Here is a 22916-nt window from a genome sequence, read left to right as displayed (position 1 = left end):
CACGCCGCGCGGGGTTGGTCGAGGAGGGTCTCGTCGGTGGGGTGCACCCGGTTGGTCAGCAGGATGGCGAAGGAGCGTGACGCGGGTCGATCACCAGGGAGGTGCCGGTGAAGCCGGTGTGCCCCAGCGTCCTCGGCGAGGTGAGGCCGCCCATGTACCAGCCCTGGTCCAGCTCGAAGCCGAGGCCGTGGTCGTGCCCGGGGAAGCGGCGGCCGGTGCGGTCGCGCTCCAGCAGGGCGACGGCGCGCCGGCTGAGAATGCGGTGGCCGCGGTAGGTGCCGCCATTCAGCAGTGTCTGGGCGAGCACCGCCAGGTCGTCCACCGTGGAGAACAGCCCGGCGTGCCCGGCGACACCTCCCAGGGCCCAGGCGTTGGCGTCGTGCACCGAGCCGCGCAGCAGCCCCCGCGCGGGCCGGTGCGCGTCCGCGGTCGCGGCGATGCGGGGCCGCCAGGACGGGGGCGGGTCGTAGGCGGTGTCGCGCATCCCCAGCGGCTCGGTGATGCCCTCCCGCACCAGGTCGTCCAGCCCGCGTCCGGTCACCTTCTCCAGGACCAGCTGGACGCTGAGCATGTTGAGGTCCGAGTAGCGGTACCGGGTGCCGGGCGGGGCGAACGGCCTGGCCTCCAGCACCGCCCGCTCGCGGGCCCGCACCCCGCCGGGCAGCCGCCACAGCGGGGGCGGGGGTCCGGGGGGAGGCCCGAGGTGTGGGTGAGCAGCTGGCCGAGGGTGACGCGGCTCTTGCCGTGCGCGGCGAACCGGGGCAGGTAGCGGGCCACGGGGGTGCTGAGCCGCAGCCGTCCGGCGTCCACCTGCCGCACCGCCGCCAGGGTGGTGAACAGCTTCGAGAGCGATGCCAGGTCCCAGATGGTGTCGGGACGGGCCGCGACCCGCTGCCGCGGCGGCAGCTCCCGGCCGCCCGCCGCGTACCGTACGGCGTCGCCCTTGGCGAACCTGGCCACCACGCTGCCCTCGTGCGCCAGCAGCGCGGTGGCGCCGGGGAAGAGGTAGCCGGCTCCGTCGGCCGGGTTCGTCCAGGCCGCGAGACGGCGTGCGAAGGCGTCGATGGGTGCGGGGTCCAGTCCCGCCCGCCCAGGCGTCGTGCGGTGCAGCACCGTGTCCGGGGGAGCGAAGGAGTGGTAGGGCGCGTCGAAGCCCCGGCTGACCCCCGGCAGCGGAGCGGGCGGCGGGCGCCGCCCCGGTGCGGACAGCGGCTGCGGGCCGCTTCCGGGGGCCGGCGGTGACGGCGGTGCGAGCAGCCCGGCCAGCGCGACGAGCACGCTCGCCGGGACGGCGACGTATGCCGGAATCCGCACGCGGGCCCCCATCCACCTCGTAGTCGTCCCCAGGCCGTGCCCGGACCACGAAAGTAGGCACGCCCCGCCGCCCGCACCCGGGCGCGACACGGCGCCGACCGCACAGGGTTCCCGGAAGGTGCCCGGGCGTCACGTCACCGGCCGCCAGTGGTCCCGGCGACCGGGAGGCCGGCCCGTCAGGTGCCCGGTTCTGCGGCCCCCCGTCAGGTGCCCGGTTCGGCGGAACCCGTGTCGCCGTCCGCGGGAGGTGTCGCGGACGGTGCGGGCCGCAGGGGTGTGCCGGCCACCGGACACTCGTACGGACACGGCTCCGTGGCCGGTCCGCGCTCGGCCGGGGCGGGCTCCGGTGCCGCTTCCGGGGCGGCGGGCCGGCCGGTCTCCAGGACATCACTGCGGATCGTCGCCCAGGCCAGCAGCCCTCCGGCCACCGCGAGGCCCGCGGTGATGAGCATGGCGGTGTGGAAACCGTCCGCGAGGGCCCGCGGGTCCTGGAAGTCCCGGCCCCCGATCCCGGCGAGCGGGGGGAGGGCGGCGACGGCGGCGAGCTGGGCGAGGCGCGAGACGGCGTTGTTGACGCCGGACGCCACACCCGAGTGCGCGGCGGGGGCGGCGGCCAGGGCCGTCGCGGTGACCGGGGCGACCGTGGTGGCCAGTCCGAGCCCGAAGACGAGCACGGCGGGCAGCACCGAGACGGCGTAGTCCCGCACCCCGCCGCCGTCGTCCGCGCCGATACGGAGCATCAGCAGCATCCCCGCCGCCAGCAGCAGCGGGCCCACCGTCAGCGGAACGCGTGGCCCCACCCGCTGGGCCAGCGCCCCGGCGCGTGAGGAGAGCGCCAGCATCAGCAGCGTGACCGGCAGCGAGGCGGCACCCGCGTTGAGCGGGCTGTAGCCGAGCGAGGTCTGGAGGAAGACGACGAGCAGGAAGAAGACACCGCCCAGCGCGGCGTACACCACGAAGGTGACCGCGTTGGCGCTGAGGAACTGCCGGGCCCCGAAGACCCCCGGCGGCAGCATGGGACCGGCCGCGCGCCGCTCCGTGCGGGCGAACTCAGCGAGCGCCCCGAGCCCGAGGGCCAGCGCGGTGAACGTCAGCCAGGGCGGCGCCTGGCCGCGCGGCCCCTCGATCAGTGCGAAGGTGACGCCGGCGAGTCCGGCCGTCGCCAGGACGGCGCCCCGCACATCGAGGCTGCCGGTGGCGCCCGGGTCCCGGCTCTCGGGCACGCGGCGGACGGTGGTGGCCAGCACCAGCAGTCCGATCGGCACGTTGATCAGGAAGATCCACCGCCAGGAGAAGGCGTCGATGAGCCAGCCGCCGAGGAGGGGGCCGAGCGCCGAGGCCACGCCGGTGAGCGCCGACCACATGCCGATGGCCGCGGCCCGGTCCACGGGCCGGTACGTCGCCTGGATGAGCGCCAGACTCCCCGGGGTGAGCAGCGCGGCCCCGACGCCCTGGAGCGCGCGGGCGACGATGAGGACCTCCGCGTTGGGCGCCACCGCGCACAGCACGGACGGAACCATGAAGCACACGGTCCCGACGGTGAAGGCGCGCCTGCGTCCGTAGCGGTCCGCGAGCGAGCCGCCGAGCAGGATCAGCGCGGCCAGAGTCAGCAGGTAGCCGTCCAGCACCCACTGCAGCTCCGGAACGTCGGCGCCGATGTCCCGCCCGATCACCGGGAGGGCCACATTGACGACCGTGGCGTCCAGGAAGCCCATGGCCGAGCCCAGCACGGTCGCCGCCATCACCCAGCGTCCGGCGGCCGACCGGAAGACCACGGTGCCCGCGGACTCCGCGGCGTCCTCGTGCGTGTCCGCCATCGCCCGCCGCCCTTCCGCCGTCCGCCGCGGCCACGCGCCGCAACCGTCCCGCTGCCGTCGCGCCGATGGTACGGCGGCACCGGGCATCCGGCCGCCCGGGCGGCCCCGACGCGCGGACGCACACCGGGGAGGCCGTTGGGCGTGGGGCCGGTGTGAAGCGCGGTGCGGCGCGGAACCCAGGCTGGGAGGGCCGGAGTACCACCGACGACGGAAAGGCACGACCGAGATGACCAACGGCAATCCGGGCGAGGCGACCATGCGGGCGATGACGTACGACAGGTTCGGCGGCACCGAGGTGCTCTCCGCGACCCGGCAGCCCCTGCCCAAGGTGGGGCCGGGCGAGGTCCTGGTGCGGGTGCGGTGCGCCGCGGTCAACCCCGTCGACTGGAAGATCATGTCGGGCGGTCTGAAGGACCTGATGGACACCGTTTTCCCCGTGGTCCCCGGCTGGGACGTGGCGGGCGTGGTCGAGCGGGTCGGCATCGACGCGCCGGAGTTCGCCGAGGGGGACGAGGTGATCGCTTACGCCCGCAAGGACTATGTGCACGGCGGAACGTTCGCCGAGTACGTCAGCGTGCCCGTCCGGTGCCTGGCCAAGCGTCCCGCCTCGCTCTCATGGGAGCAGGCGGCGGGGCTGCCGCTGGCGGGGCTGACGGCATATCAGACGCTGACCAGGCTCGGCACCCGCGCGGGGGAGACCGTGCTGATCCACAACGCGGCCGGCGGGGTCGGCTCGCTCGGCGTGCAGATCGCCCGCGCCCTGGGGGCCCGCGTCCTCGGCACGGCCTCACCGGCCAACCACGGCCGGCTGCGCGAGTTGGGCACCGAACCCGTCGCCTACGGCGAGGGCCTCACCGAACGGGTGCGCGACCTCGCCCCGCAAGGCGCCGACGTGGTCGCCGACTTCGTCGGCGGGGTGCTGGACGCCACACTCGGCGTGCTGGCCGAGGGGGGACGGCACGCGTCCATCGCGGACGACACGGTCACCCGCTCGGGCGGCCAGTGGATGTGGGTACGTCCCAGCGCCGGCGACCTGACCGAACTGGCCCGCCTGGCCGACGAGGGCCGGCTGACGGTACGGGTGGCCGAGTCGTTCCCCCTGGACCAGTTGGCCGACGCCTTCGAGCTGAGCCGTTCCGGTCATGTGCACGGGAAGATCGTCGTACGGCCCTGACCCGGCTCCGCCCCGTCCGGCCCGGCCCTGACCCGGTCCGGCCCCCGCCGGAGCGCCGCCGCGGACACGGCGGCGCTCCGGGGTGAGGCGCCGGCCGGGCCGCGGATCAGGGCAGGATCGAGTCGACGTAGCCGCCGTCCACCCGCACGGCACCGCCCGTGGTGGCCGAGGCCAGCGGGGAGCTGAGATAGACGGCCATGTTGGCGATCTCCTCCGGCTCGATCAGCCGCTGGAGCAGCGACTGCGGCCGGTGCTCGCGCATGAACTCCCGCTGCGCCTCCTCCCAGGGCAGGGACGCGTCCACGAGTTCGTAGACGAAGTCCTCCACGCCGCCGGTGTGCGTGGGCCCGGCGATGAGGGAGTTGACGGTGACGCCCGTGCCCGCCGCGTCCTTCGCGAAGCCGCGGGTGACCGCGAGCAGCGCGGACTTGGACATCCCGTAGTGGATCATCTCCACCGGGATGACCACAGCGGAGTCGCTGGCCACGTTCACCACCCGGCCCCAGGAGCGCTCCTTCATCCCGGGCAGGTACGCGCGGATCATCCGCACCGCGGCCAGGACGTTCACCTCGAAGTAGCGGCGCCACTCCTCGTCGGTGATCTCCAGGGCGTTCTCGGCGCCGAAGACGCCGAGGTTGTTGACGAGGACGTCGGCGTCCGGCACGGCCCCGGTGACCTGCCGGGCCCCGTCCTCGGTGGTGAGGTCCCCGGGGGCGGCCACGAAGGAGTCGCGGCCGGTCTCCTCGCGGAGCCGGCCGACGGCCGCCTCGACGGACTCCCGGCCGCGGCCGTTGACGGCCACCCGGGCGCCGGCCCGGGCCAGGCCGGCCGCGATGGCGGAGCCGATGCCCTGGGTGGAACCGGTGACCAGGGCCGTGCGGCCGGACAGGTCGATCTGCACGGGTTGCCTCCTTGTGCGGGGGAGTGGATGCGGCGTCCGCCGGACGGGGCCGGTCAGTTGACGGTGTCCGGGTCCGGGCCGACGCGGGTGCCGTTGTCGAGCGCGCCGATCGCCGCCATGTCGTCGTCCGACAGTTCGAAGTCGAACACGTCGAAGTTCTGGCGGATGCGCTCGGGCGTCACCGACTTGGGGATGACAATGTTCCCCAGTTGCAGGTGCCAGCGCAGGATGATCTGGGCCGGGGTCCTGCCGTGGCGCGCGGCGAGGGCGGCAAGCGTCTCGTGGCCGAGCAGCGCGCCCTGGGCGAGCGGGCTCCAGGCCTCGGTGGCTATGCCGTGCCGGGCGTGGAAGGCGCGCAGTTCGCGCTGCTGGAGCCGGGGGTGCAGCTCGATCTGGTTGACGGCGGGGACGATGCCGCTCTCCTCCAGCAGCCGCTCCAGGTGGGCGGGCTGGAAGTTGGAGACGCCGATGGCCCGCGCCCTGCCCTCGGCGTGGATCCTCTCCAGGGCGCGCCAGGTGTCGGGGTAGCGGTCGCGGGCGGGGGCCGGCCAGTGGATGAGGTAGAGGTCCACGTGGTCGAGGCCGAGCTTCTCCAGCGACGCGTCGAAGGCGGCGAGCGTGGTGTCGTACCCCTGGTCGTCGTTCCACAGCTTCGTGGTGACGAACAACTCGTCGCGGGGTATGCCGGAGGCGGACAGGGCGCGGCCCACGCCGGTCTCGTTGCCGTAGACGGCCGCGGTGTCGATGCTGCGGTAGCCGGCCTCCAGAGCGGTGGTGACGGCGGCCGTGGTCTCCTCGTCGGGGACCTGGAAGACGCCGAATCCCAGCTGCGGCATGGTGACGCCGTTGTCGAGGGTGAGGGCGGGGACGGTCATGGTGCTGATCCTTTCGCGGCCGCGGGGCGACGCGGCCGCGTCGTACGACGGCAGACACGGGTGAGTCGGGCACGCGCGGTGGTGGCGGTCCGCCGGTCGGCGGGGTGATCGCCGGGCGTGCCCCGGCCACGTTAATTGCGTGCGCCGTATATTGCAAGCGCTCCTTATTTCGAGTCCCCGGCGCGTGGCCGGGCGCCTGCGAGCGCGCCCTGCCGCGCGGGCCCGGCCCGCTCGGCACGCGGCGGTCCGGCCCCCGGCGGAAAGGGGGACCGCCCATCCCCGGACAAGTGCTGCCTTCCTCCGGATGTCCCGGCCGGAGACCATTCAACTGGAAGGACACCACCGCACGAAGGGGAACACTGTGACCCGTATCGCCCTGATCACCGGCGCCAACCGCAGCCTGGGCCGCAGCACCGCCCTGCACCTGGCCGGGGCCGGCACCGACATCCTGCTCACCTACCGCTCCCACGAGGACGAGGCCACCGCCGTCGCCGCCGAGATCCGCGCGCTCGGCCGCACGGCGGTCACCCTGCCGCTGGACACCGGGGACATCGCGGCCTTCCCGGCCTTCGCCGGGAACGTGCGGGACGCGCTGCGCCGGCACTGGGGCCGTGAGGACTTCGACGCCCTGGTCAACAACGCCGGACACGGTGTCCACAAGGCGTTCGCGCAGACCACCGAGGAAGAGTTCGACGGGCTGTTCGCCGTCCACATCAAGGGCGTCTTCTTCCTCACCCAGACGCTGCTGCCCCTCCTGGCGGACGGCGGCCGCATCCTCAACGTCTCCACCGGGCTGACCCGCTTCGTCGCCGCCGAGACCAGCGCGTACGCTGCCGCCAAGGGCGCCGTCGAGGTGCTCACCCGCTACCTCGCCAAGGAGCTGGGGCCGCGCGGCATCGCCGTCAACGCCCTCGCGCCGGGCGCCACCGCCACCGACTTCGGCGGCGGCGCCGTCCGGGACGGGCAGGAGATGCGAGCCGCCCTCGCCTCGGTCACCGCCATGGGCCGCGTCGGGGAGCCCGAGGACATCGGCGCCGCCGCCGCGGCCCTGCTCGCCGACGGCGGCGGCTGGATCACCGGGCAGCGCGTCGAGGCGTCGGGCGGCATGCTGCTCTGAGGCGTGCGCGACACGGCGCGGCGAGGTGCGGCGCCGCACGGTGTGGACCGGACCGGGAGGAACACCAGTGGACCGAGCACAGCTCGCCGACTTCCTGCGCACCCGCCGGGAGGCCCTGCAGCCCGAGGACGTGGGCCTGCCGCGCGGACCCCGGCGCCGTACCCGCGGTCTGCGCCGCGAGGAGGCCGCCGCGCTCAGCGGAATGTCGGCCGACTACTACAGCCGCCTGGAACAGCGGCGCGGCCCGCAGCCGTCCCCGCCGATGCTCGCGGCGATCGCCCGGGGGCTGCACCTGTCGCTGGCCGAGCGTGACCACCTCTTCCGCATCGCCGGCCACCAACCGCCGCCGCGTACCGGGTCGGACCACATCTCGCCCGGCCTGATGCGCATCCTCGGGCGGCTCGACGACACTCCCGCACAGGTCATCACCGAGCTGGCCGAGACGCTGTGGCAGACCCCCCTGGCCGCGGCGCTGCTGGGGGACGAGACCCGGTTCACCGGCCTGGACCGCAGCCGCATCCACCGCTGGTTCACCGACCCCGCCGCCCGCCTCGTCCACCCGGAGGAGGACCACCCCCGGCACAGCAGGTTCTTCGCCGCCGAACTGCGCGCCGCCTACTCCCGGCAGGGCAAGGGGAGCCGGGCCGAAGCCCTGGTCGAACACCTGCTGGCGTCCAGCGGGGACTTCCTCCGGTGGTGGAGCGCCCACGAGGTCGGTGCCCCGCGCGTGGAGCCCAAGCGGTTCCTCCACCCGGACCTCGGGGTCCTGCAACTGCACTGCCAGGTCCTCCTCGACCCCGACCAGGCCCAGGCGCTGCTCGTCTACACGGCCACGCCGGGCTCCGAGAGCGACGAGAAGCTGCGGCTCCTCCCGGCCCTCGGCGCCCGGCCGGTGGGCAGCTGAGGCGGGCGCTACTTGCCGCCGCCCAGCTCGAAGAGCAGGAAGAGGAAGCCCGCCAGCAGGTGCCCGGCCACGACGTAGACGAACAGCCGCAGGGCGAGACCGCGGGGGAAGCGCCCGTCGCCGCGCTCGGCACCCGGCTCGTCCCGGGGCCTGCGGGGCCTGCCGGGCCGGAGCCGCTCCTCCGCGCGGGACGGCTGTGCCGCCGGCTCGCCCGGTGCGGCGGAGGGGGCCGGGGCGGCGGGGGCGGACTGCCGGGGTTCGGGTGCCGGGGCGCTCATGGCGGGGCCTTTCCGCACGGAAGTGTGCACGGTCGGGGGAGGGGCGTCGTCGGGTACGGAGCGAGGGCGGTCCGCGCCCGGTGCTCTGCCGGGGCGGTCACGGGGAAGAGGGCCGTCCGGGCGCCGGACCGTGCCCGGGGAGACCGCCGACGCACAGGTCGGCCGTCGGGGACTGGAGCAGCGTATGGACGAAGAGGAGATCGACCCCCTCGCCCGAGACGGCTTCGAGGCGGTGCGGGGTGAGGGAGTCGAAGTGCGCCGAGTCGCCGGGCTCCAGTACCTCGACGGTCCGGCCGAGACCCAGGCGCAGCCGGCCGCGCTGCACATGGATCCACTCCTCACCGGGATGGACCCGGACCAGATCGCCCTGGGGGCCGGGCGGCACGTGGACCCTCAGGGCCTGCATGGCGCGTCCGGACCGTCCGGCCTGCCGGTAGCGCCAGCCACCGGCGTCGACGGGTTCCGTCTCGGCGCCCCGCACCACGGGGTCGGCGGCTGCCGCCGTCTCGCCCAGGAGGTCGCCGACCGTGGTGCCGTAGGCGCGGGCGAGAGTGAGGAGAAGCGGCAGGGAGGGCTGCCGCTTCCCGGTCTCCAGGCGGGAGAGGTGGGCGGGGGAGAGCCCGGCCCTGCGTGCCGCCGCCTCCAGGCTCAGCCCGCTGCGCCGCCTCAGCCGGCGCATGCGCGGTGCGAAAGCGGGCAGCTCTCCCTCTTCCGCCCCGGCTGCCTCATCATGGTGAGAGTGGGGGTTCATGCCCTGATTAAGGCACAGGCTTCGCCTCTGCGGCAAAAGCCTTGCCTCTGAGGCAAAATCCGCCTCGGCCCGCCCTCGTCAGCGCTACCACCACCGGCGTCCGGCATCTCGTGGCGCGGGAAGCCCTCGCGCCGCCGTGCTCCTGGCCGGTCACCGCTCGGGGACGTAGCGCCAGAAGGCCGGTACCGCGACGGCGAGGAGCAGCGTGCCGGCCACCACTAGCAGGCCGCCGCCGACGACGGTGGCGCGGGTCCCGGCGGCCGAGCCGGTCGTGCCGTGCAGCAGGTCCGCCAGGCGGGGACCGCCCGCCACGACCACGGTGAAGACCCCCTGCATCCGGCCGCGCATCTCGTCGGTGGCGGCCGACTGGAGAATGGCGCCCCGGAAGACCATGGAGACCATGTCGGCCGCACCCGCCACGGCGAGCATCACCGCCGCGAGCCACAGCGGCCCCGACAGTCCGAAGCCGGCGACCGAGAGCCCCCACACGCACACGGCGAGGACGACCATCACCCCGTGCCGGTGCACGCGCGCGTACAGGCCGGACAGCAGCCCGCACAGCATCGCCCCCACGGGAATGGCCGCGTACAGCACGCCCAGCGCGGTGCCGCCGCCCTCCGGGCCGCCGAAGTCGAGCTGTGCCATCTGCGGGAACAGCGCGCGGGGCATGCCCAGCACCATGGCGATGACGTCCGCCAGGAACGAGACGAGCAGCAGCCGCTGCCGCACCAGGTAGCGGAAGCCGTCGGCGATGTCGGCCAGCCCGGCGCGCCGGGCGGCGACCTTCAGCGGGGGCAGCGGGGGCAGCCGCCACACCGCGCACAGCGCCACCAGGAGCGCCAGCGAGTCGCACAGGTACAGCACCGGCAGTCCGAGGACCGGCACCAGCGCACCGGCCAGCAGCGGGCCGACGATCTGCCCGAACTGGGCCACGGTGGAGGTGAGGGCGGTGGCCGACGGCAACTGCTCGGCCGGCACCAGGCGGGCCACCGAGGCGGTGCGTGTCGGCTGGTTGACGCCGAACAGCGCCTGCTGCGCGGCGAGCAGCACCAGCAGCACGGTGACCGAGCGCATCCCGGTGGCGGCCTGGGCCCAGAACAGCAGGGAGGTCACGGCGATGCCGGCGTTGCTGAACAGCAGGAGTCTGCGGCGGTCCATCAGGTCGGCGATGGCGCCGCCCCACAGGGCGAAGACGACCAGCGGTACGAGCGCCGCCGCCCCGGCCAGGCCGACGAGCGCGGAGGAGCCGGTGTCGTCGTAGATCTGCAACGGCACTGCCACCGCCGTCAGCTGGCTGCCTATCGCGGTGACCACCGTCGAGGACCACAGCCGCCGGAAGGGGGCGATGCGCAAGGGCGCCGTGTCCACGGCGAACCGCCGCAGGCCGGTGCGCCGGGGCGGATCCGGCGCGGGGTCCGGGGCCAGGGCCCCGGAGCGGAGGGTGCCGGGGGCGGGCGGGCCGCCGGTTTCCCGGGGGCCGGACGGGGGCGGACCTGACTGGTCCTCGCGCGGTGTGTCGGTGCTCACCGGCCGTTCTCCGTTCCCGGCCGGAGGGTCCCGTGGCGGGGGCCGCCGCGTCGCCCCGGCCGTTCGAGCAGGCTGAAGTGACGCGTTGGTTGACGTTAACGCCTACGGTGGCGGCTCCGGGCGTCTGGTCGAGCGCGCCGGGCCTACGCGCGCACGCTAACCGGCGGCGGGTAAGAGGTCAACTCGCGACCGCCCACTACCGGTGCGGTGCCGTCCGCCTGCTCGGCTGCAGGTTTTCCCCGGACTCGGGGGAAGGCGGCAGGGCCCGGGATGGGGCGGCGGCTCCAAGGGGCTGGCCGAGAACCGATCTTGACCGGCCGTCACCCCTGGTTGCCTGTGGCTACCATCTTGTAGCGTCCTCCCGGGGCACACCTCGTGCACCCGTGCGAACAGTCCGTGACCTACCGCGGTACGCAGGAGGTACATCCGTGAGCTCGGACCAGCAGTGGGACATCGTCACCGGAGTGGGTGTGACGGCCCTGGCGGTCGCCGCCGGAAGAGCGGTGGAGACCGCGCGCCCCGACGCGCTGATCAGCGATCCCTACGCGGCCGCCTTCGTCGCGGCAGCCCCGGCCCCGACCCCCTTCCCCGTCACCCCCGGGGAACTGGAGGAGTACGAGGGACCCGCCGGACTGTGGACGCTGATGACCGCCTACCTGGGGATACGCTCGCGGGTCTTCGACGACTTCTTCACCGGCGCGGCCCGCGACGGCATACGCCAGGTCGTCATCCTCGCCTCCGGGCTCGACACCCGCCCCTTCCGGCTGGAGTGGCCCGAGGGCACCCGCTGTTTCGAACTGGACCAGCCCCGGGTGCTCGACTTCAAACTGCGCGTCCTGGCGGAGCGGAACGCCCGGGCGGGCTGCGCGCACACCCCCGTCCCCGTGGACCTGCGCGAGGACTGGGCCGCGGCCCTGGAGGCCGCGGGCTTCGACGCCTCCGAGCCCACCGCCTGGCTGGCCGAGGGCCTGCTGCCCTACCTGCCGCCGGAGGCGGAGGAACGGCTCTTCAAGGAGATCGACCGGCTCTCCCCCTCCGGCAGCCGCCTCGCCGCCGAGTGCGTCCCGGACACGGAGGGCCTGGCGAACGACGCACTGCTGCGGGATGGCGGCACCGCGCTCGGCATCGACCTGCCCGCCCTGCTGCCGGAAGGGGAGCGGCGGAGCCTGGAGGAGCAACTGGCGCCCCTGGGCTGGGAGTACGACGGCCGCCCGGTGCTGGAGTCGGCCCGGGAGCTGGGCCGCTCGCTCGGCCCGGTGCCGGGCGGTCTGGAGCGCATGGTCCACGCCTTCGCCCGCCGCCCCTGACCCCGGACCCGAGGCGGCCCGCGGCGCCCGGCCCCGCCCCGTGGGGGCCGGGCGCCTTCGCGGAGGCCGTGGCCGGCCCGGCAGCGCCGGCCCCGCACCGCCGCGCGCGGACAGGTCCTAGCGTCCGGGGCGGTGCAGGGCGCGGTCCGCGGGGGAGAAGCGGTCGGCGGCCAGGCGGGCCTGGTGCCAGTGCGGGTAGATCAGGGCCGGGGCGCTCACCTCGTCGAGGCGGGCGAGGTCGGCGGCGGCGAGCCGGACGTCGGCGGCACCGAGGTTGTCCCGCAGTTGCTCCTCCTTGCGCGCCCCGATGACCAGGGTGGTGACGCCCGGCTGGGCGAGAAGGTACGCGAGGGAGACCTGGGCGGGCGAGACGCCGTGCGCCTCGGCGATCTCCACCACCGCCTCGATGGTGTCGTACAGCTTCTCCTCGTCGCGCACCGGAGGCTCGTCCCACTCGGTCAGGTGCCTGCCGTCGGCGGCCCGCTGTCCGCGCCGGTACTTGCCGGACAGCAGCCCGCCCGCCAGCGGACTCCACACCATGACCCCGAGCCCCTGGTCGAGGGAGAGCGGGAGGAGTTCGTACTCGGCGTCGCGGGATTCGAGCGAGTAGTAGATCTGGTTGCTCACGAAGCGCTGGTAGCCGTGCGCGTCGGCGGCGGCCAGCGCCTTCATCAGCTGCCAGCCGGAGTAGTTCGACACCCCGAGGTAGCGCACCTTGCCCGAGCGGACCAGGGAGTCCAGCGCCTCCATGGTCTCCTCCAACGGCGTGAGGCCGTCCCACTCGTGCACGTGGTAGAGGTCCAGGTGGTCCGTGCCCAGGCGCCGCAGGCTGCCCTCCACCTGGCTCAGGATGTGATGCCGCGACAGACCCTGGTCGTTGGGGCCGTCGCCCATGGGCATGCGCACCTTGGACGACAGCAGGAGGCGGTCGCGGCGCCCGGAGATCACCTCACCGAGGATCTCCTCGCTGAGGCCCGAGGAGTACATGTTGGCGGTGTCGAACAGGTTGACGCCCGCGTCTAGGCACATGTCCACCTGGCGCCGGGCCCCGGCGACGTCCGTGGTCCCGACGTTCCCGAACACGTCCCGGCCGCCGAACGTCATCGTCCCCATGGCCAGGGCCGACACCCGCAGGCCGGAACGGCCCAACTGCCTGTACTCCACCTGAGTCTCCGCTCTCGTCGTGCCGACGCCCTCCGAGCCCTCCGGGTCTTCCCGCGCTCTTCCGGCGTCCTTTGGATCCATCCGCCGGTCCCCACCGGGACCGGCACCCCGGACCTACCCCGCGGCACACCCACCCCATGCGGCTCAGCGGCACCGGGGCCGTTCCCGTGGGCCGGCCGCCGGGCCGCCCCGCCACCCCGTCACCCGTGCTCGGCCGGTTCCCGGGGGAGTGCCGCCGCGAAGCGCGAGGCGATGGCGGCGGGGGCGGTGATGGCGCCGCCCACGACGACCGCCCAGGCCCCCGCCTCGACGGCGGCCCGCGCCTCCTGAGGGGTGCGCACCCGGCCCTCGGCGCACACGGGGACGTCCAGCCGGCCGGACAGCTCGCGGACCAGCTCCAGATCAGGGCCGGGCAGGTTGCGGCTGTAGGGGGTGTAGCCGGAAAGGGTGGTGGAGACCAGGTCCGCGCCGAGCGCCGCGGCCCGGACGCCCTCGTCGAGGGTGGAGACGTCGGCCATGAACAGCCGGCCCATCCCGTGCACGGCCTCGATCGTCTCGCGCAGGGGACGGCCGTCGGGGCGCGGGCGCGAGGTCGCGTCGGCGGCGACGATCTCGGCACCGGCCTCGGCGACCGCGCGCGCGTGGCGGGCGGTCGGGGTGATGTAGACGCCCTCGGCGCCGTCCTTCCACAGTCCGATCACCGGCTGGTCCACCACGGCCCGTACCGCGCGGATGTCCTCGACGCCCTGCACCCTGACCCCGGCCACCGGTGCCCCAGCCGTCACCGAGGCGGCCACCGCCGCCATGTGCGCGGGGGCCCGCAGCGGGTCGCCGGGCGGCGCCTGGCAGGAGACGACCAGCCCACCGCGGAGCCGCCGCAGCAGGGCGTCCGCACGTGCGGCGGGCATGGTGGTCCGGCTGGGGTACTGCTGTCCGCCGCCGGTCGCGGTCTCGGTCATGAGGGGTCCTTCGTCGCTGGTCGTCGCGTACGGGTCGTCGGGCGCGGGGCAGAGGGGCCCGCCGGTGTGCGTCCGGGCGCCACCGGCGGGAGCCGCGGGCCCCTCCTGAGACGGGATCCGGCTGTATTCCGCACACCTCAGCGCTCCAGCCAGAGCGCGGCGGCGCCGACGACGGCCGCGCGGGGGCCCAGGGCGGCGGGCACGGGCCGCAACCCGGCGGGCCCCGGCAGCAGTTCGGCCGTGAACGCCTCGGTCAGCGGCTGCCAGAACGGAGCGCCGATGGAGGCCACACCGCCGCCCACCACGACCCGTTCCGGGTCGAAGCTGTTGGCCAGCCCCGCCAGGGCCCGGCCCAGGGCCGCCGCTCCCTGAGCCAGCACGGAGCGCGCGACCTCGGCGTCCCCCCGGGGCGTGGGAACCGGGCCGGCTTCGGGGTGCTGTCCCCGGCCGGGGTCGGCCAGCGCCGCCACCTGCCGCAGGTCGGTGTGCCCGCCGCCGGTCCGTTCGGCGTACCGGGCGGCGACGGCGGGTCCGGAGGCGACGGCTTCCAGGTGTCCTGTGCGGCCGCAGTTGCACACCCGTCCGGTGGCCTCGGGCACCGCGATGTGGCCGAACTCGCCCGCTGTCCAGTGGCTTCCGCGCAGCAGCCGACCGCCGGTGACCAGCCCGCCGCCGATGCCGGTGCCGACGCTGACGTACAGCGCGTCCGCGCAGCCCGCGCCGGCCCCGTAGGTCTGCTCGGCCAGGGCGAAGACGTTCGCGTCGTTGTCGGCCACGACCGGGACTCCCAGGCGGGTGCGCAACTCGTCGCCCAGCCGGGTGCCGGCCCAGCCGGGCAGCAGGGCGTTGGCCGAGACGACGACGCCGCGGTCCCGGTCGACGACGCCTCCGGTGCCCAGGCCCAGCCCCACCGCCCGGTCGTGGCCGGGCAGTTCCCGCACCGCGGCGGCGATAGCGTCCAGGACGGCGGCCGGGCCCTGAGCGGCGGGAGTGGGCCGTACGACCGTCTCCAGCAGGGTGCCGTCCTCCGTCACGGTCCCGGCGGCGATCTTCGTGCCGCCGACGTCCACGCCGACCAGCGTGCGCTGCCGGTCGCGGGCGGTCACGAGCGGGTCCTGCGGACGGTGAAGCGGATGTCGTAGCGGTCGGCGCGGTAGAGGGTGGTGGTCGCCTCGACCGGGGTGTCCCGCCGGTCCAGGCCGACGCGCTCGACCCGCAGCCCGGAGCTGCCCACCGGCACGCCCAGCAGCGCCGACTCCGTCTCGTCCAGGTCCACGGCGCGCACGATCTGTTCGGCGGAGCGGATCCGCACCCCGTAGCGCTCGCCGAGCAGTTCGTAGAGCGAGCCGCTCAGATCCTCCTCGGTGAGGCGGGGGACCAGTTCGGCGGGCAGGTGGACGTTCTCCAGGCACATGGGGGAGCCGTCGGCGAGGCGCAGCCTGCTGACCCGGACCACGTCCGCGTCCGGTTCGACGCCCAGCCGCTCCGCGATCCGCCGGCCGGCCCGCACCGTCCGGGCGGCCAGCAGCCGGGAGGCCGGTTCCAGGTCGCGCTCCCGCATGTCCTCGGAGAAGGACGTCAGCGCGAGGGACTTGGAGACCACGGGGGGCGCCACGAACGTGCCGGCGCCCTGGACCCGGTAGACGGTGCCCGCGGCCTCCAGCGCGTTCAGGGCCTGGCGGACGGTGTTGCGGGAGACGCCGTGCCGCGCGGAGATCTCCCGCTCGGTGGGGAGCGGGGTGTGCGGGGCGGAGCCGGCCATCCCGGCCAGCAGTTCCCGGCGCAGCTCCTCGTGCTTGGCCGGTCTGCCCGCCCCGGCCCGGGTGCTCTCCTCGGCCTGCCCGGTCCGTGCGGACCGCCGCTCGGTGTGCTCGGCCTTGCCGGCCACTTCGGACACTCTCCGTCCTCCTGCCTCCGTGGCACCCGGAAGTCTGCATAGGTACCAACCAATGAAGAAATTCTACGGTAGATCTTGTGGACACCCAAGGAGAGTGCCAAATTGGTACCACCCAATTCGGGGGGATGTCGCGAAAGGACGTGCCATGACGTCACCCAGCAGTACCGTGCCGCGCACCGGATCCGCCGCCCTGCGGCCGGTCCTGGGCGTGACCCTCGTCGCCGCGCTGGGCGGGCTGCTGTTCGGCTACGACACCGGAGTCATCTCCGGCGCCCTGCTCGCGATCGAATCGGACTTCCACCTCTCCCCGTTCCACTCCGGCGTCGTCGTCAGCTCCCTCCTCGTCGGTGCCATGATCGGCGCCGCCGGGGCCGGCGGCCTCGCCGACCGCCACGGGCGCCGCCCGGTGCTCGTCACCGCCGCCGCGATCTTCACCCTCGGCGCGGCGCTGGCGGCCCTCGCCCCGTCCGCCCCCGTGCTCACGGCAGCCCGCCTGGTGCTCGGCCTGGGCATCGGCGTCGCCTCCAACCTGGTGCCGGTCTTCATCGCCGAACTGGCCCCGCCCCGCTACCGGGGCCGCCTCGTCGGACTCAACCAGCTGATGATCACCCTCGGCATCGTCCTCGCGTACGTCGCCAACTACACGCTGGAGGACGTCACCCACAGCTGGCGCTGGATGTTCGGGCTGGCCGCCGTGCCCGCCCTCCTCTTCGGCACCGGAATGCTCCTGCAACCCGAGTCCCCGCGCTGGCTCGCCCTCAACGGCAGTCCGGAGCGGGCCCGGAGCATCCTGCGGAGGCTGCGCGGGCACGACGACGCGGCGGCGGCCGACGCCGAACTGGCCGCCATGACCGCCCTCTCGCCGGTGCGGCGGGGCCCCACCGCCTCCGGCGGCCGGTGGCGGGCGCTGGCCGACCGCTCCGTGCGGCCGGCCGTCGTCGCGGGCATAGGCCTGCAGATCCTCGGCCAGGCATCGGGGGTCAACACCGTCATCTACTACGCGCCGAAGATCTTCGAGAGCGGCGGCCTGGGTTCGTCCGCGTCCATCCTGGCCACCGTCGGCGTCGGGGTCGTCAACCTGGTGATGACCCCGGTCGGGATGGCCGTCGTCGACCGGTTCGGCCGCCGGAGGCTCCTGGCCTGCGGTGCCGCCGTGATGGCCGTGGCCCTCGCCGGGCTGGCCGCCACGCTGGCCGCCGGCGGTCAGGACTCGTCCCTCGCCTGGCTCGCCGTGCTGTGCGTCGTCCTGTTCGTCGCCGCCGTGGCCACCACCCTCAACGTGGTCGTCTTCATCATCCCGTCCGAGCTGTACCCGCAGCACATCCGGGGCACCGCCATGAGCGCCACGATGTTCGCCAACTGGTCGATGAACTTCCTGGTCTCCCTCACCTTCCTCACCCTGCTCGACGCCCTGGGCGGGCCCGGCACCTTCACGCTGTACGCGGCGGTCTGCGCCCTGCTCACCCTCTTCACCGTCCGCCGCATCCCGGAGACCCGCGGCAAGAGCCTGGAAGAGATCGAGCGGGAGATCTCCCGGACGGCGGGCGCCACTCGGTGAACCGGGCCGCACGGCGACTCGGCCGTCGGAAACCCGGCCGCACGACGACCCCGGGCCGTCGGCAACCCGGCCGTTCGGTGACGCCGGTCCCACGGCGACGCCCCGGCCCGCACCGGTGGCGGGCCGGGTCAGCGCACCAGCGCCGACGCCCGGTCCACGAACGCCTCGATGGCCTGCCGCGCCAGGTCGTCGCGGCTGTCGTGCTCGGCGGACTCGCGCGCGTACGACACCTCGCGGGTGCGGTGGTAGGCCAGTTCGGCGGCCCGGACCACCTCCCGGTCGTCGGTGAGCAGCTTGACCCGGTAGAGCGCCTGCCGGGCCACCGTGCGCAGCCGGTGCGCCTCGTCCCGCGCGGCGCGGAACTCCTCCCCGTCCGGGTCAGCCAGCTTGCGGTACCAGCGGTCTGCCTGGCCGTGCCGGTAGTCCTCCACCGCCGCGGCGAACGTGCTGAAGGTGACGGTGCGCTCCTGCCGGAGGGCTTCGGAGCGGGTGAACTCCTCGTTGCGCGCGGACGCGAACCGCTGGAAGGTGTGCGTGATCACCGAACCCAGCAGGGTGCCCACGACCGCCACCACACTTGTCCAGATGGTCTCCACGCCCTCAGTCGATCACAGCGGCCGTCCGGCGTCAGCCCGCGAGCACGGCGGCGGTGGCGGCGGACGCGGGGTCGACGGTGGTGTTTCCTCCTCGTGCGGCGGATGTCTTCCGGCTGTCCGTCCTACGCACCCTGGAGCCACAGGTCCGGGCCGAAGACCTCGTAGTGGACCAGGGGCGCGGGAACGCCCCGGCGCAGCAGGTCGCCGCGTACCGCCCGCATGAACGGGAGCGGCCCGCACAGGTAGGCCGTCAGCCCCTCGGGAAGCTCCAGCCGGGACAGGTCGGCCCGGCCCGCGTACGCCTCCGGCGCCCCTGTACCGGGTTCCTCGTACCACAGGTGCAGCGCGGCCCGCGGCAACCGCCCCACCAGGCGGCGCTGTTCCTCGCGGTGGGCGTGGTCGGCGGGGGAGCGGTCGGCGTGGACGACGGTGACCGGGCGGGTGCTGCCCCGGCCGGCCAGGTCGTGGAGCATCGCCAGCATCGGGGTGCTGCCGATCCCGGCGGACGCCAGCAGGAGCGGCCCGTCGCCGTCGTCGAGCCACAGGTCCCCGAACGGCGCGGAGACGGCCAGCACGTCGCCGGCGCGTGCGTGGCCGTGCAGCCACGAGGAGACCTCGCCCTCCGGCCCCGCCCCGCCGCGCACCCGCTTGACGGTGACGCGCCAGTGCGGGCTGCCGGGTGCGCAGGCCAGGCTGTACTGGCGTATCTGCCGGGCGCCGTCGGGGAGTTCCACCTGGACGCTGACGTACTGTCCCGCGCGGAAGGGCGCCGCGGGAGCGCCGTCGGTGCGGCGCAGGGTGAGGGAGACGGTGTCGGACGTCTCCTCGTACCGCTCGACGATCTCCATCCGCTGCCACGCCCCGCCCTCGGCGGCGCCGGACTCGCGGCGGAGCCGGGCCTCCTGGGCGATGAGCGCGTCGGCCATCAGCCAGTAGACCTCGTCCCAGGCGGCGGCCACCTCGGGTGTGAGGGCGTCGCCGAGGACCTCCTCGACGGCGGCGAACAGGTGGGTGTGGACCAGCTCGTACTGCTCGGAGGTGACGCCGAGGGAGGCGTGCTTGTGGGCGATACGTCCCAGCAGCGCGTCGGGGCGCGTGCCGGGGTGCTCCAGCAGCATGCCGGCGAAGGCGGCGATGGAGCCGGCCAGGGCCTTCCGCTGCTCGCCGTTGGCCTGGTTGCCGCGGTTGAACAGGTCCCGCAGCAACTCCGGGCGGTCCGCGAAGAGTTTGGCGTAGAACAGCTCCGTGATCTCACCGAGCGCGGCGCCGACGACGGGGAGGGTGGCGCGGACGACCGGGGTGGACTGTTCCGAGAGCACGGCGACTCCAAAAACTTGCTAATGATCTTCGTATTTTGTGGGACGGGTGGCCCACTCGCGTCGTCGCGGCGGCGCGGAGTGCCCGGGTCACTCGGGCCGGCGGCCGACCAGACCGGCGAGGACCGGCCCGGTGGGCGAGGCCACCAGGTCGGCGACGGTCAGGGGGTCGAGGGTGGCGTAGAAGGCCTCCTGCGCGTCGCGCAGCGCCCTGCGCAGCCGGCAGGCGCCCCGCAGCGGGCACGGGGGGTCACCCTCGCAGGCGACGACCTCCTCCTCGCCCTCCAGTTCCCGCACCAGCCAGCCGACCGAGGCCCGCCGGCCGAGCCCGGTCAGCTCCAGACCGCCGCCGCGGCCCCGCCGGGCCTCCAGGACGCCGAGGTGCTGGAGCCGGGTGATCGCTTTCGCCATGTGGGCGTAGGGCACGGCCATCGCCTCCGCCACCTCCCGGGTGGTCGAGGGGCCTGTCTGCTCGGGGACCGCCAGGCGCATCACGGCACGGAGCGCCAGGTCGGTGAACTTCGTCAACCGCACGCTGGGACGCTAGCAAATGCGCATGTAAGATCCCTATTTGAAAGGGCTCGTGAGCTGTGTGGTGTACATCACGACCCACGCTCCGGTCCACGGCCCACCGGCCCGGGGCCGACGCAGGACGGAGCCCGAAGCAGCTGGCACGAACCGAACGGTGGCACCCATGAACGACCCCCACACCGGCCCCCGCGACCCGGCAGGCGGCCCGGTGCCGCGGGTCCTGTGCGACACGGCCGCGCTCGCCGCCGACTGTGCGGAGACCGGCGCGCTGTGGCGGCTGGCCGAACCGGGACGGCAGCTCGACGCCAACCTCGTGCGCATCCCGCCCGGCGGGCGGATCGACACCCACGTCGAGCCCGACGTGGACGTGCTGCTCCTCGTCGTGGCCGGGGACGGCAGCGTCGTCACGGCAGAGGAGGCGCAGCCCCTCACCCCGGGCACCCTGCTCTGGCTCCCGCACGGCACCGCGCGCGCCCTGACCGTCGGAGAGGGAGGCATGTCCTATCTGACCGTGCACCGCCGCCGCCCCGGCATGCGCATCCGGCCCCGCCCCGCGGACTGAGACCGGCCGGGGGCGGGCACGGCCGCCGCCCGGAAAGAGGCCGGCCGCCGTCGCGCGGAGCACGGCCGCCGTCCCGGCGGAAAACCGGTTGCGCGTGACCGCCCCGGTGGCAGGATGTCCGCGACCACGTAATCGGCAGCGACCCCGGCGGAGTGTGAGATGCGGCGATTCCTCGACAAGACCCAGTGCCCGTACCGGCCGACGGACTTCGAGGACTCCACTGCCCATGCCCGCATCCCCGCAGGGGCGCGCCGCGCGTGCCCGCACCCCGCACCCCGCCACCGACAGCCGCTGTGACACCCGCCCCCGCGAAGGCCAGGACACCGGGCCCCACCCCGGCCGCCAGGACGGACACCGCACCGGCGGCACCCGTACCGCCACGCGCAACATCGGCATCCTCGCCCACGTCGACGCGGGCAAGACGAGCCTGACCGAACGGCTCCTCTACGACACCGGGGTCATCGGCACGCTCGGCAGCGTCGACGCCGGGACCACGCAGACCGACACCGGCTCCCTCGAACGGCAGCGCGGTATCACCGTGCGCTCGGCCGTCGCGTCCTTCACGGTCGGGGACACCCGCGTCAATCTGATCGACACCCCCGGCCACGCCGACTTCGTCGCCGAGGTCGAGCGGGCGCTCGGCGTGCTCGACGGTGCCGTACTCGTCCTCTCCGCCGTGGAGGGGGTCCAGCCGCAGACCCGCGTGCTGATGCGGACCCTGCGCGAACGCGGACTGCCCACCCTGCTGTTCGCCAACAAGATCGACCGCACCGGCGCCCGGTACACCGGGCTGATCCAGGACATCCGGCGGAAACTGGCGCCGCACGCCGTCCCCCTCACCCGTCTCCAGGCCCCCGGCACCCGAGCCGCACGGGCGCTGCCCGTCTCCCTGGAGGACGACGCCGAGGCCCGTGCGGAGGTCGCCGAGACCCTCGCGGAGCTGGACGAGAAGCTCCTCGCCCGCGTCGTGGACGGTCCGCAGCCCACCCCGCAGGAGCTGCGGGCCGCGCTCGCGGACCACACCGCGCGCGGGGCGGCACACCCGCTCTTCTTCGGCTCCGCACTGACCGGTCAGGGCGTCGCCGCGCTCGTCCGCGGCATGGCCGACCTGCTGCCCGGCGCCCCGCGCGGTCTGGAGGGCGCCGGCCTTCGGGGCAAGGTCTTCGCGGTGGAGCGCGGCACCTCGGGCGCCAGGACCGCGTACGTCCGGCTGTTCGCGGGAGAGCTGACAGCACGCCGGCACGTCACCCTCCACCGGCGCTCCCCCGAGGGCACCCGCGAGGAGCACAGCGGGCAGATCACCTCGCTCGAACCGGTCGGCGCGCCCGGTACCCGCCCCGCACGGCTGGTGGCGGGCGACATCGGGCGGATCCGCGGCCTGGCACGGATCCGCGTCGGGGACGTCCTCACCGACGCCCGCGGCACCGGTGCCGGTCCCGGCGCCCCCGACGATGCCGAACCGCCTACCGGGCCCGCCCACTTCGCCCCGCCCACCCTCCAGTCCCTGGTCAGGCCCGCCGAACCGGGACCGGCTGCCGCCGCCCGGCTCCACACCGCGCTGACCCGGATGGCCGAGGAGGACCCGCTCCTGCACGCGCGGGCCGAACCCGACGGTGCCACCTCCCTGCTGCTGTACGGGGAGGTGCAGAAGGAGATCATCGCCGCGACCCTCGCCCAGGAACACGGAATCGAGGCGGTCTTCACCCCGAGCCGCACCGTGTGCAGGGAACGCCCCGTCGGCACCGGCGAGGCGGAGGACGGCATCGGCGCAACCGGCCGCCACACGCCCGCGACCAGCGGCCACTGGGCCACCGTCGGGCTGCGGGTGGAACCGGGGCCGCGCGGCAGCGGTGTCGTCTTCCGCTACGAGACGGAACTGGGCGCCCTCCCCTACGCGTTCCACCGGGCCGTCGAGGAGTCCGTGCACACCGCGCTGCGCACCGGCCCGCACGGGTGGGCGGTCACCGATTGCGTCGTCACCCTCGTACGCTCCGGCTTCGCGGGCCCGGTGAGCACGGCGGGCGACTTCCGGGGGCTGACGCCCCTGGTGCTGGCCAAGGCGCTGGAGCGGGCGGGTACGCGCGTCTACGAGCCGTACCACGCCTTCGAGGTGGAGGTGCCGCTCGACTCCCTGCCGCAGGTCACCAGGGTGCTGGCCGCCTCGGGTGCCACCCTGACCGACACGGCGGCGGCCACCGAGGTCTGCGTCCTGACCGGCACCCTCCCGGCCCGCCACCTCACCCGGGTCCAGCAGGCACTGCCCGGTCTCACCCGGGGCGAGGCCGCGTGGTGGTCCCGCCCGGCGGGCGAACAGCCCCTCACCGGACGGGACGCCGACGGCTGACGACCGGACCCGCCCTCGCGCACC

At 74.7% G+C, this 22916-nt stretch carries 22 protein-coding genes; 7 read left to right on the top strand and 15 right to left on the bottom strand.

Features of this window, described 5'->3' with window-relative positions; genetic code table 11:
- Nucleotides 1-55: 55 nt before the first annotated feature.
- The 3 genes from FM076_RS34585 to FM076_RS02935 all read right to left on the bottom strand — a co-directional run bounded on the left by FM076_RS34585 (nt 56) and on the right by FM076_RS02935 (nt 3131).
- Entirely contained in the window at nt 56-631 is a 576-nt protein-coding gene (locus tag FM076_RS34585) for a serine hydrolase domain-containing protein (protein ID WP_345944869.1), read from the bottom strand.
- The gene (locus FM076_RS34580; protein WP_345944868.1) at nt 538-1314 is read right to left on the bottom strand and encodes a serine hydrolase domain-containing protein; all 777 of its coding nucleotides are present in this window, start codon (nt 1312-1314) and stop codon (nt 538-540) included. The genes FM076_RS34585 and FM076_RS34580 overlap by 94 nt, the downstream gene beginning before the upstream one ends.
- 203 nt (nt 1315-1517) lie before the next feature.
- Nucleotides 1518-3131, bottom strand: a complete 1614-nt coding sequence (locus FM076_RS02935; RefSeq protein WP_173868382.1) for an MFS transporter — start codon at nt 3129-3131, stop codon at nt 1518-1520.
- 256 nt (nt 3132-3387) lie between these two features.
- Here FM076_RS02935 and FM076_RS02930 point away from each other — a divergent pair, with 256 nt between their 5' ends.
- A complete protein-coding gene (locus FM076_RS02930; protein WP_173874472.1) occupies nt 3388-4305 on the top strand; it encodes an NADP-dependent oxidoreductase in 918 nt (305 codons plus the stop codon).
- 106 nt (nt 4306-4411) lie between these two features.
- On the opposite strand, the gene FM076_RS02925 is transcribed toward FM076_RS02930, so the two are convergent.
- Together FM076_RS02925 and FM076_RS02920 are read right to left on the bottom strand one after the other, a co-directional pair.
- A complete protein-coding gene (locus FM076_RS02925) occupies nt 4412-5206 on the bottom strand; it encodes an SDR family oxidoreductase (protein ID WP_173868381.1) in 795 nt (264 codons plus the stop codon).
- Nucleotides 5207-5259: 53 nt separating this feature from the next.
- Nucleotides 5260-6081 carry an aldo/keto reductase gene (locus tag FM076_RS02920; RefSeq protein WP_173868380.1) on the bottom strand — a complete coding sequence of 274 codons (822 nt, stop codon included), beginning with the start codon at nt 6079-6081 and terminating at the stop codon, nt 5260-5262.
- 361 nt (nt 6082-6442) lie between these two features.
- On the opposite strand from FM076_RS02920, the gene FM076_RS02915 reads away from it, so the two are divergent.
- The gene (locus FM076_RS02915) at nt 6443-7198 is read left to right on the top strand and encodes an SDR family oxidoreductase (protein WP_173868379.1); all 756 of its coding nucleotides are present in this window, start codon (nt 6443-6445) and stop codon (nt 7196-7198) included.
- A gap of 67 nt (nt 7199-7265) precedes the next feature.
- Nucleotides 7266-8102, top strand: coding sequence for a helix-turn-helix domain-containing protein (locus FM076_RS02910; protein WP_173868378.1), 837 nt, complete (start codon nt 7266-7268; stop codon nt 8100-8102).
- A gap of 8 nt (nt 8103-8110) precedes the next feature.
- Here FM076_RS02910 and FM076_RS35235 read toward each other — a convergent pair whose 3' ends face one another.
- From FM076_RS35235 to FM076_RS02895, 3 genes are all read right to left on the bottom strand, one after another.
- Nucleotides 8111-8380: a DUF6126 family protein gene (locus FM076_RS35235; RefSeq protein WP_173868377.1), complete on the bottom strand. Its 270-nt coding sequence runs from the start codon at nt 8378-8380 to the stop codon at nt 8111-8113.
- Between the two features lie 97 nt (nt 8381-8477).
- A complete protein-coding gene (locus FM076_RS02900) occupies nt 8478-9131 on the bottom strand; it encodes a helix-turn-helix domain-containing protein (RefSeq protein WP_173868376.1) in 654 nt (217 codons plus the stop codon).
- 150 nt (nt 9132-9281) lie between these two features.
- Nucleotides 9282-10556 (bottom strand): MFS transporter, encoded by a 1275-nt coding sequence (locus tag FM076_RS02895; protein ID WP_180217939.1) that lies wholly within the window; start codon nt 10554-10556, stop codon nt 9282-9284.
- 530 nt (nt 10557-11086) lie between these two features.
- On the opposite strand from FM076_RS02895, the gene FM076_RS02890 reads away from it, so the two are divergent.
- Complete coding sequence (locus tag FM076_RS02890) at nt 11087-11965, top strand: SAM-dependent methyltransferase (protein WP_173868374.1); 879 nt, start codon at nt 11087-11089, stop codon at nt 11963-11965.
- A gap of 117 nt (nt 11966-12082) precedes the next feature.
- Here the strand turns inward: FM076_RS02890 and FM076_RS02885 are convergent, their stop codons facing one another.
- The 4 genes from FM076_RS02885 to FM076_RS02870 all read right to left on the bottom strand — a co-directional run bounded on the left by FM076_RS02885 (nt 12083) and on the right by FM076_RS02870 (nt 15985).
- Nucleotides 12083-13129, bottom strand: a complete 1047-nt coding sequence (locus FM076_RS02885; RefSeq protein ID WP_173868373.1) for an aldo/keto reductase — start codon at nt 13127-13129, stop codon at nt 12083-12085.
- 200 nt (nt 13130-13329) lie between these two features.
- Nucleotides 13330-14037, bottom strand: a complete 708-nt coding sequence (locus tag FM076_RS02880) for an N-acetylmannosamine-6-phosphate 2-epimerase (RefSeq protein ID WP_243274759.1) — start codon at nt 14035-14037, stop codon at nt 13330-13332.
- Between the two features lie 188 nt (nt 14038-14225).
- Nucleotides 14226-15194, bottom strand: coding sequence for an ROK family protein (locus FM076_RS02875; RefSeq protein WP_345944867.1), 969 nt, complete (start codon nt 15192-15194; stop codon nt 14226-14228).
- Complete coding sequence (locus FM076_RS02870; RefSeq protein ID WP_345944866.1) at nt 15191-15985, bottom strand: GntR family transcriptional regulator; 795 nt, start codon at nt 15983-15985, stop codon at nt 15191-15193. The genes FM076_RS02875 and FM076_RS02870 overlap by 4 nt, the downstream gene beginning before the upstream one ends.
- 145 nt (nt 15986-16130) lie before the next feature.
- On the opposite strand from FM076_RS02870, the gene FM076_RS02865 reads away from it, so the two are divergent.
- Nucleotides 16131-17543: a sugar porter family MFS transporter gene (locus FM076_RS02865; protein WP_173868371.1), complete on the top strand. Its 1413-nt coding sequence runs from the start codon at nt 16131-16133 to the stop codon at nt 17541-17543.
- Nucleotides 17544-17671: 128 nt separating this feature from the next.
- Here the strand turns inward: FM076_RS02865 and FM076_RS02860 are convergent, their stop codons facing one another.
- The 3 genes from FM076_RS02860 to nsrR form a co-directional block, all read right to left on the bottom strand.
- On the bottom strand, nt 17672-18139 hold the full coding sequence (locus FM076_RS02860; protein WP_173868370.1) for a hypothetical protein: 468 nt from the start codon (nt 18137-18139) through the stop codon (nt 17672-17674).
- Nucleotides 18140-18261: 122 nt separating this feature from the next.
- Nucleotides 18262-19458, bottom strand: a complete 1197-nt coding sequence (locus tag FM076_RS02855; protein ID WP_173868369.1) for a globin domain-containing protein — start codon at nt 19456-19458, stop codon at nt 18262-18264.
- Between the two features lie 87 nt (nt 19459-19545).
- Nucleotides 19546-19989, bottom strand: coding sequence for a nitric oxide-sensing transcriptional repressor NsrR (nsrR, locus tag FM076_RS02850; protein WP_173868368.1), 444 nt, complete (start codon nt 19987-19989; stop codon nt 19546-19548).
- 160 nt (nt 19990-20149) lie between these two features.
- Here nsrR and FM076_RS02845 point away from each other — a divergent pair, with 160 nt between their 5' ends.
- Both FM076_RS02845 and FM076_RS02840 read left to right on the top strand, forming a co-directional pair.
- Nucleotides 20150-20548, top strand: coding sequence for a cupin domain-containing protein (locus tag FM076_RS02845; RefSeq protein ID WP_173868367.1), 399 nt, complete (start codon nt 20150-20152; stop codon nt 20546-20548).
- 226 nt (nt 20549-20774) lie between these two features.
- Nucleotides 20775-22892 (top strand): elongation factor G, encoded by a 2118-nt coding sequence (locus FM076_RS02840; RefSeq protein ID WP_173868366.1) that lies wholly within the window; start codon nt 20775-20777, stop codon nt 22890-22892.
- Nucleotides 22893-22916 lie beyond the last annotated feature (24 nt).

This window comes from Streptomyces albus subsp. chlorinus (genome assembly GCF_013302895.1).
GTDB classification, from domain to species: Bacteria; Actinomycetota; Actinomycetes; order Streptomycetales; family Streptomycetaceae; genus Streptomyces; species Streptomyces chlorinus.
This window is presented reverse-complemented; position numbering and strand designations above follow the sequence as displayed.